Source organism: Planktothricoides sp. SR001 (assembly GCF_001276715.1).
Lineage (GTDB): Bacteria > Cyanobacteriota > Cyanobacteriia > Cyanobacteriales > Laspinemataceae > Planktothricoides > Planktothricoides raciborskii.
On record NZ_LIUQ01000043.1, the window covers coordinates 1 to 8,779 of the forward strand.

The 8,779-nt window shown below is 43.0% G+C and carries 7 protein-coding genes and 1 pseudogene; 5 read left to right on the forward strand and 3 right to left on the reverse strand.

The window, feature by feature from the left end:
• Positions 1–50: 50 nt before the first annotated feature.
• The gene (locus AM228_RS21090; protein ID WP_054468928.1) at positions 51–929 is read right to left on the reverse strand and encodes a pentapeptide repeat-containing protein; all 879 of its coding nucleotides are present in this window, start codon (positions 927–929) and stop codon (positions 51–53) included.
• A 386-nt stretch (positions 930–1,315) separates the two neighbouring features.
• On the opposite strand from AM228_RS21090, the gene AM228_RS21095 reads away from it, so the two are divergent.
• Positions 1,316–2,392: an ElyC/SanA/YdcF family protein gene (locus AM228_RS21095; protein WP_054468929.1), complete on the forward strand. Its 1,077-nt coding sequence runs from the start codon at positions 1,316–1,318 to the stop codon at positions 2,390–2,392.
• A 166-nt stretch (positions 2,393–2,558) separates the two neighbouring features.
• Positions 2,559–3,068: a DUF86 domain-containing protein gene (locus AM228_RS21100; RefSeq protein ID WP_054468930.1), complete on the forward strand. Its 510-nt coding sequence runs from the start codon at positions 2,559–2,561 to the stop codon at positions 3,066–3,068.
• Between the two features lie 174 nt (positions 3,069–3,242).
• Here AM228_RS21100 and tmk read toward each other — a convergent pair whose 3' ends face one another.
• Together tmk and AM228_RS21110 are read right to left on the reverse strand one after the other, a co-directional pair.
• Positions 3,243–3,875 (reverse strand): dTMP kinase, encoded by a 633-nt coding sequence (gene tmk / locus AM228_RS21105; protein ID WP_054468931.1) that lies wholly within the window; start codon positions 3,873–3,875, stop codon positions 3,243–3,245.
• A gap of 22 nt (positions 3,876–3,897) precedes the next feature.
• Positions 3,898–5,262, reverse strand: coding sequence for an RNA-guided endonuclease TnpB family protein (locus AM228_RS21110; RefSeq protein ID WP_190878222.1), 1,365 nt, complete (start codon positions 5,260–5,262; stop codon positions 3,898–3,900).
• Positions 5,263–5,347: 85 nt separating this feature from the next.
• Here AM228_RS21110 and AM228_RS30050 point away from each other — a divergent pair.
• From AM228_RS30050 to AM228_RS21120, 3 genes and pseudogenes are all read left to right on the forward strand, one after another.
• Positions 5,348–5,728: pseudogene (locus AM228_RS30050) on the forward strand (transposase).
• Between the two features lie 243 nt (positions 5,729–5,971).
• A complete protein-coding gene (locus AM228_RS21115) occupies positions 5,972–7,264 on the forward strand; it encodes an FAD-binding oxidoreductase (RefSeq protein ID WP_054468932.1) in 1,293 nt (430 codons plus the stop codon).
• Between the two features lie 96 nt (positions 7,265–7,360).
• The gene (locus tag AM228_RS21120; protein WP_054468933.1) at positions 7,361–8,728 is read left to right on the forward strand and encodes a (Fe-S)-binding protein; all 1,368 of its coding nucleotides are present in this window, start codon (positions 7,361–7,363) and stop codon (positions 8,726–8,728) included.
• Positions 8,729–8,779: the final 51 nt, after the last annotated feature.

Below are 8,779 nucleotides of genomic sequence, written 5' to 3' on the forward strand. Positions count from 1 at the left end.
CCTGAACGAATCGCACTAACAAATAACAAGTAACAGACAACAAATAACCGTCAGGTTCCGATCGCTGTTGTTTCCGAGTGAATCGAAGATAAGCACTTTTTAATCGTATCCGTGAGCAGCGATCTATTCAACGCAGTTTCATCAATGATGGCATTGAGAACATTGGCATCAGTCAAGTTGACCTTACTCATACAAGCCCGCGTAAAATTGGTCTTGGATAAATTCGCTTGATTCATGTCAGCCCCGGTCAAATCGGCGCCGGTCAGGTTAGCCCCGCTGAAATTCGCGCCTCTAAGCTTGGCCTCTCGGAGATTGCAGGCGACCAATTTTGCTCCTTGTAGATTAGCCGCACTGAGTTTGGCGTTCATCAGATTCACGCCATTTAACTCCACTTCTTGAAGATTCACGCCATTTAAATAGGCGCCACTGAGATTCACCCCATGAAGCAGGGCGCCATCCAGTTTTGCCCCACTTAAGCGGGCACAATAGAGATTGGCCCAGCGCAAGTCGGCGCCCCGCAAATCGACCCCCCGTAGGTTAGCCCCTTGAAGATTGGCACTACAAAGGTTGACATCCCGCAGATCGGCTCCCCGCAGATTCGCCCCGGTTAAATTCGCGCCACTCATTTGGGCTCCCATCATCAGGCTTTTGATCAATAAAGCCCCACTAAGATTTGCTTTGGTCAAATCGCTGTTAATGAATTGACCGTCATTCATTTTAATAAAACTTAAATTGGCTTGGGTTAAAGACGCCTGATTGAGATTAGACTTAGTGAGGAAGGAACGAGAAAGATCCGCCCTGGTTAGGGTTGCGCCAGTTAGGTTAACCTGGATCAAAGAGACATGGCTTAAGTTGGCTCCGTCGAGATGGAGATGACTAAATTCTCTGTGTCCTTTTTCGTAAAGTCTTAGCAAATGATTAATGTTCATTTCTCCTCGGTGATTAGGTTTTATGGAGGTTTGCGGTTGGGCTAAGGGGACAGTCCTTAGCCAATGAGCGATCGCTGATGACAATTTCTCTGAACTTGTTTCGTGAAGATGTAGCAATTCTGAAAAATTTCGGTTCTATATGGGTTCTTTAAAAGCTGAAGTCTCTAAGGAGATGAAAGCCCGATCTGGAACATTGAGTCGGTTATTGTCTGTTTCAAACGCATAAATCATCAGGTGCGATCGTACAGATATCATGGCTCAAGCCTCTAGCCCTGCCTTAAATCCTCTTGATATGTATTGTACATTAAATTTCTTTAGATTTTTTAAAGAATTACATATTTTTATAAAGATTTTTATCAAAAACTATCGGCGAAGGACATCACAGAATGTTTGAAATTGTAACTCGGCTGGTAATTTTAGTTTTACTGGCTTACTTAATTTGGTATGTATTGGTTCAATTGGTGCCACAAGTCAACGTTAAGTGGCTGCTGCCCATTTTGCTATTTGTTTTAATCATCTTAGGAATTGTTTTTCCCAACGATCAGTCGATATCTACCATTTGGAGTGTGATTTCATTTCCTTTAAAGCCCATTGGGTTATCTGTGGTATTATTAATTATTATTACGACTAAAGCCCAAGAAAAAAATGTTCCTAAAAATCTCAAGTATTTGGTAGTTTCATTACTAATTATTGTGCTTTTTTCTAGTGTAAATTGGATTTCTGAAAGACTAGAATATTCGATTATTCGGTCAAATCTTAATCATGCACAAATCTGCCCCAATAATCCTAATTATACCGCCCTGCCTAATCAAAGTAGATTGATTGTGATGTTGGCCAATAGCGTCACGGAACCCGGAGGTGCTTATCAACCAGGCCAGCAAATATTTGAGATGAGCGATCGCCTGTTGCAAACCTCCCAAGAATACCAGAGAAATAGGCCGGACAGCGTACTGATCGCTTCGCGAAAAAAACCGGCATCAGAAACCGAAAGAATTCCTTCAGAATTTGACCTGATTAGAGATCAATTGATTACCCTAGGAATTGCCCGGGCTGATATATTTGATTTAAACCAAATATTTGACAACACATTCAACGTCAAACAAACCAGTGAAGCGATTAATGTCTATATTCAATCTCGCGGAATCAGTAATTATCAGGTAATTATCATCTCTTCGCCCCTTGATGTCGGACGAGTTAAGTTAACCTTAGAAAAAACTTTGAAAGTTAAGCTTGGGCAACGAAGCGAAACAATTACGGTGATTCCCAGCGCCTGGAATTTATCTAATAAATTCTGTCCAAAACAACCACGATATCCTGACTTATTTGATTTAATTCCCAGTGATTCTAGTGTATTACGCAGCAGTCAGGTTGTGGATGAGTTTTTGACCTCTAGTTATTATTTCCTGCGGAATTGGTTAGCTCCCTGTTCTGATTGTTGGGATGCCGTGCCTCAAAGCTTCTAATCCAGAAAATTTCTGCTCAGTCCTGCCGATCCAGTAGGGGCTATCCAACGGATATCCCCGATTGATGATGGATAAAGATGATGGATCAACATGATGGATAAAGATGATGGATAAAAATGTTAGCATAGAAAAATGTTCTGATTTGTAGACTAAGTAGAGAACTGAGATGTTTATTGATGAAACCATCGGATTATCTCATATGTTAGATGCGGCGAAAGAAGCGGTTTTTTTAGCGCGAAATCGCCAAAAAACCGACCTGCAAATTAATCGAATATTGGCAAGCTCAATGGTGGAATGCTTGGAACTCATTGTCGAAGCAGCGGTCAATATTTCCCCGGAACGCCAAGCCCAGTTATCAGGGATTCCTTGGCAAAAAATTATCAGCATCAGAACTTATTTAAATCAAACAGATTTCGAGATTAATTTAGATATCATTTGGGAAATCGTCACCAAAGACTTGCCGCTCTGGATTAATCACCTCGATTCAATTTTGGCTAATGACCAGAAGGGATTCCGAAGCCACTGCGATCTTGGGGGTTCCCCAAGTAAAGAAGCCACTGCGGTGAGCCGGTGTGGTCTTGGGGGAAACCCCCATGAACAACTGGCGAACCATGAACGGGTCTTGGGGTCTCCCCAAGTAGAGAAGCCAGTGCGGTCTTGGGGTCTCCCCAAGTGAAGAAGCCACTGCGGTCTTGGGGTCTCCCCAAGTAGAGCAAGTGGCGTCAAGTGGCGTCAAGTGGCGTCAAGTGGCGTAGATTTAAGCTATTTTGATTGAATTTATCTGATGAATCAGGTGAATATCTAGCAAAATTCCATCACCCCTGGCAAATGCATGATAATTTCCCTGGATTTAATCTAAATTTAAAAATTTCTTCAAGATGTCTTGAAGTTGCGTAGTCACTGCTTCAATCGATCGGGATGCATCTACTCGCATAATCCGCTGAGGATTAGCTTTCGCTAAGGCTTGGTAGCCAGTTTGAATCCGACGATGAAATTCAATGTTTGCTTGCTCAAAACGATCAAGGGTGCTGCGTTTTTTGGCTCTGGCTAAACCAATTTCTACATCAATATCTAGCCAGATCGTCAGGTCGCTGGTCAGTCCGTTGGTCGCTAATTGATTAATTTGTGAAATTAGTTCTAATGATAAGCCTCGTCCATAGCCTTGATAAGCCACAGTAGAGTCGGTGTAGCGATCGCACAACACCATTGCCCCGGCTGCTAATTGCGGTTTAATCCAGCCTTCGACGTGCTGGGCGCGGTCTGCCGCATACAATAATAATTCAGCCCTTTCTTGCATTGGTTCCCCGTCCCGGTGGGCCAATAAAATTTGTCGCAGTTCCCCACCGAGTTGAGTCCCTCCTGGTTCGCGAGTGATGACCACTTCTTTGGGCCATTGGGGGGATAACCATTGCTGTAACCGTTGCAGTTGGGTGGTTTTGCCGCTGCCTTCCACCCCTTCTAAAACAATAAATTTTCCGGGCATTATTCCCTGACTTCCATATGAACTACCCCGCTGTATAGACGGACGGGGTTTCTAAATTCCCATCCGAATTACGACAAGATTTTTGACGTTTCTTCTGCCCAAGTTGCCGCATCGAACCAGTATGCTTACGCTTTCCAGTCAAATTGCTAGAGCTTAGACATCTACAGTCTTCGAGGCTCGTTCCAAGCCCCGGTTGCTTCAACGTTGCAACATTATACATGACCATCACAGAACCTTTATCGCGAGGTATTTCAAACCCACAAGCATCGCAGGTATGATATCGATTTGATAACTCTGCCCAATGCTTATGAACTGCCCCGCACTCAGGACATCTCTGTGATGGTTTTATTTGTTTTGTAGGTAGCATTAGCATCAAACCACCTTTCTGTTCGATTTTGTCAGCAATCATTTTATTGAGCGTTCCAAAACCAACTGAAAGGATGGATTTATTCAATCCAGATTTTTGCTTTTTACGTTTACTACCCTTTTTAGCTTTGCGCGTCATACCTTTGGTATTAAGTTGCTCACTCACGCCGATGTCATAACGATTAGCAATCTCTGACGTGACTTTATGTTGCCAATCTGAACGCTGGTTAGCAACTTTTCTTTGTAGCTTAGATATTTGTTTCCTATCTTTCTTCCAGCGTCTAGAACCTTTAACGTTTTTGTTCCTGTTTGGCGCAACTTTACGGCGCAAAGCCTTAGATTTCTGCTTGATTACCCGTTCCACTTTTTGAGTGAAACGGGGATTTTCTATTTCGATAAAACTCTCTCCATCGTAGAGAGTTATAGCTGTTTCAGTTCCCAAATCAAAAGCAATGATTGATTCATAACTCAAGTCTGATTTTGAACCAAATTTAGATTCAACGGTGGGAAGCTCAACGGTTATGGATGCAAACCATTGATTTCTGCTTGGTTTATACACAATGGTTAAAGTAGTAAGAGTTCCCCACTGTTTAGCTTGGCCACGCATTTTAATCGTGATACCTAAATCATTAAGGGTAACGTTACCATTCTTGCCATTACTGTTAACTTTCCACCCGGATTTAGCTGGATAAGTCCAGCCAGAGTAGTCACGAATTGATTTAAACTTAGGCAATCCCCTCAAACCTTGAAAGAATGCACCATAAGCTAAATCAACCCGTTTCACTGTGGCTTGCAAGGATTGGGAGTGGATATAAGCGAATTCAACCCATTCTTTTTTGAAATCTGGTAGACAATTCTGCTGTTCAAAATAAGTGACATTTTTCTTATTCGCTCTCCACTCATAGCGACGGTGAGCAACGCAAGCATTATACAAGTAAGCATGATGGCGACGCGCTTCAAATAATTTGTTTTCTTGGGTTTTATTTGGGTACAGTCGAAATGTCTGTCGTCTTGTGGCCAAGCGTTGCTCACCCCCTTTGGTTTGTGACTAGCATTTTAGTCTACAATTACTGTAGCACAATTGCCGAACATGACTAGAAAATTCTATGACTAATCTAGGTAGTGGAGCGCACGTTGTTTTCTCCATTCACCTGCACATCGTTTTTGTAACCAAGTACAGACGTAAAGTGCTTACTAAATCTATGATTTCGGATATGAAGGGGGTTTTTGAGCGACAAAACGCGGTCAGACCCCGCGCCGGTTTCCGGCGCTAGGGAACGCTGACCAAGAGAACGGCAAATTCATCAAAGCTAGAAGATTGCAACGGAGAACCCGATCGTGTTCATCGGTTGGTAGACTTGCATCCAGACAACAATATCTCCAATCTAGTGGCATCTCTAAAATCTGCAAGTAGTAGAGTCTTGAGAGAAAAGTACAAGTCAGAAATTGATAAGTATTATTGGGGTAAGGCTTGCATTGTGGCATGATTCTAAGTGTATCGTTTCCTGTGGCGGCGCTCCATTACAAATAGTCAAAGATTATATTTGTAACCAATCAGGCGGTAGATTGGAAAAGTTAGGCGGTACGACCCCCTAACTTTTCCCCGCTATCCATCCCCACCCTATAGAGGGATGGGGAATTTCGCGGTTTTGTTAAAATAATTTCACCCCCCCTTTGACCGCCCTCAAAAAATATTGAATAGTTAACTTACCACAAATTGTATAAATCAGATGAATGCGATCGCTCAAGAACTTACTCAAGAACTGACTCAACAACTGGAAAACATTGTCGGTGTAGGGGCTGTCAGCCCTTGGCAACCGGAAAACTTATTCCTGGATCCGCCACCAAGCTGCATTGTTTATCCCCAAACCCCAGAACAACTGGGAACAGTTGTCAGCCTTGCCAGACAAAACCAATGGCGGATCTTGCCCTGTGGTTCCGGCAGCAAACTGCATTGGGGCGGTATTCCCAAAGATATCAATATAGTAGTTAGTACCGCACGGATGAATCAACTAATCGATCATGCCAGTGGGGACTTGACGGTGACGGTACAAGCAGGGATGAAATATGCCGAACTGCAAAAAATTTTAGCGGCTACGGGGCAATTTCTCGCCCTCGATCCCAGTTACAGCGATCGCGCCACTATTGGGGGCATTGTTGCCACTGCTGACACTGGATCCCTGCGACAGCGTTATAACAGCGTCCGCGACCAATTACTCGGTATTTCCTTTGTCCGGGCTGATGGTCAGCTTACCAAAGCCGGGGGAAGAGTCGTCAAAAATGTAGCGGGATATGATTTGATGAAATTATTAACCGGATCCTTCGGCACATTAGGGATTATTTCCCAAGTGACATTTCGCCTCTATCCCCTGCAAGCCGCGTCCCAAACCGTTTTATTAACTGGTGACTCTGCTGCCATTAATCAAGCCAGTCAAACGGTGCGTTCTTCCGCTTTAACCCCCGTTGCCTTAGATATTCTTTCCGCCTCAATTGTCGAAACCTTAGATATAGGTAGCGGTATGGGATTATTGGCCAAATTTTCTAATGTCCCAGAAAGTGTCGCCGAACAATCTGAACGATTATTAGCCGTAGGAGAAAAATTAGGCTTAAAGGGAATTTCCTATAGCAACGACTCGGAAGCTACTTTATGGCAACGATTGAAAAAAATCATTGAAGAAAATGATTCAAATGAGTCAATTTTATGCAAAATAGGAGTAAGACCGACGGCAGCGGTAGCCACTATAGAAAAAGTTCAAGGGTTTGGGGTAATTCATGCCAATAGCGGCTTAGGTCGCTTACGGTTATCGGAGGAATCGGCCTCTAAATCTGTATTATTAAATTTGAGAAAAATTTGTGAAAATCATGCCGGATTTTTGACAATTTTATCGGCATCCCAAGAATTGAAACAACAAGTCGATATTTGGGGATATTCTGGTAATGCTCTCCCACTGATGCAAGGGATTAAACATCAATTCGATCCGCAGAATGTTTTAAGCCCGAATCGATTTATCTGCGGCATTTAATTGATAATTGATGATTGATAATTATAAAACATCAACAAAAGAATCCCTACCCAAAGAATCCCTACCCAACAACAAACAACCACCAACAAATCAAATATGCAAACATCAGAAAATCGAACGATCGCCGAAAATGCCGAAAAGAAAGTAATTCAGGAAAACGGATTTGATGCGAAACATCCGCCGGATCCGAGTTTAATTGATACTTGCGTCCATTGTGGATTTTGTTTATCTACTTGTCCCAGTTATCGGGTGTTGGGTAAAGAAATGGACTCACCCCGTGGTCGCATTTATCTGATGGATGCGATTAATCAAGGAGAAGCGGATTTAAATCCGATTACTTCTCAACATTTTGATAGTTGTTTGGGCTGTTTAGCCTGTGTCAGCACTTGTCCTTCTGGGGTACAATACGGTGATTTAATTGCGGCAACTCGTCCCCAGGTGGAACGAAATGTCGAGCGATCGCTGCCGGATAAGTTGTTGCGGAATCTCATCTTTAATCTGTTCCCCTATCCTAACCGGCTAAAACCTTTATTATTTCCCCTTTATCTGTATCAAAAATTTGGGGGACAAAAGCTGGTCAGGTCTAGCGGGATTATGAAAAAAATCTCGCCCCAATTGGCGGCAATGGAGTCTATTTTACCAGAAGTAAATCTGAAGTCTTTAACCCAAGAATTGCCAGAAGTAATTCCGGCAAAAGGGGAAAAACGCTATCGGGTGGGGATGATTTTGGGCTGCGTACAACGGCTATTTTTCTCTCCAGTTAATGAAGCTACAGCGCGAGTTTTAACGGCGAATGGTTGTGAAGTGGTGATTCCCAAATCTCAAGGCTGTTGTGCGGCTTTACCCGCGCACCAAGGACAAGAAAATCAAGCCCAGGCGATCGCCCGTCAAATGATTGATAGTTTTGCCGATACTAACGTGGATTTTATCATTATTAATGCGGCAGGTTGTGGCCATACTTTGAAAGAATATGGTCATATTTTACAAGACGATCCAGACTATCGGGAAAAGGCGAAACAGTTTTCTAATCAAGTCCGAGATGTACAAGAATTTCTCGCGGAAGTAGGCTTAACCAGCAAACTTTCTCCCTTGACTGATGGGGAATTACCCATCGTTTATCAAGATGCGTGTCATTTATTACACGGACAGAAAATATCGGTGCAACCGCGTCAACTTCTTAAAAAAATTCCGGGGGTGACATTGCGCGAACCTATCGATGCTGCCTTATGTTGTGGTAGTGCGGGAGTTTATAATATGTTACAGCCGGAAGTTGCGGATGAGTTGGGACAGCAAAAAGCTGAGAATTTGGTGAATACTGGGGCTAAATTAATTGCTTCACCTAATCCGGGTTGTTCTTTACAAATTAAGAAACATTTGGAGTTACAGGGGAAAACTATGCCCCTTTATCATCCAATTGAGTTATTAGATTTATCCATTCGCGGAGAAAAAATTACCACGGGTTAAATTTAATTGATAGGGGAGTGGGGGAAGAGATGGTGTAGGGTGTAGGGTGTA